Origin of the sequence: Bradyrhizobium sp. Arg816, from assembly GCF_029989365.1 — a bacterium.
Lineage (GTDB): Bacteria > Pseudomonadota > Alphaproteobacteria > Rhizobiales > Xanthobacteraceae > Bradyrhizobium.
Window position 1 is genome coordinate 1 of sequence record NZ_JAPRAQ010000184.1, and the last position, 469, is coordinate 469.

Here is a 469-nt window from a genome sequence, read left to right on the forward strand (position 1 = left end):
CCGAACGCGTCGGTGCCTGAGGACCGCGCCAATACCGCGTGGTTCGATACCAGGCAGCTCAACAGCTTCGGATTGGGCGGCTTGACGGTGACGACCGGCGGGCATGTCGCCATCGACGCTCCGCTGACACTGGCGCCGGGCGGTCAGATCACCGCTGCCGCACCGGTTATCGATGTCAACAGCACCGTCACCGTGCGCAGCGGCAATGTGTCCTTCAGCAATGTCGTCGACGTCGGCACCGGGACGCTGCCGACCATCGACGGCATGCTGGGCGTGCGGCTGAACCCGGGCGCCGTGATCGATACGCGCGGGCTGTGGACCAATGCACTCCTTGATCGCGGCAATCTGTCCGGTCTCGCTTTTGTCGACGGCGGCAATGTCTCGCTGAACTCGCCCCAATCCGTGAAGCTCTCCGCGGGCAGCCTGATCGATGCGTCTTCCGGCGGCGCCATCCTCATCAATGGCAAGA

The 469-nt window shown here is 65.0% G+C and carries 1 protein-coding gene; it reads left to right on the forward strand.

Annotation, left to right across the window (positions count from 1 at the left end; translation table 11 throughout):
- Positions 1–469: hypothetical protein (locus OWC48_RS46425; protein ID WP_282525983.1), on the forward strand; the 469-nt coding region annotated here is incomplete at both ends.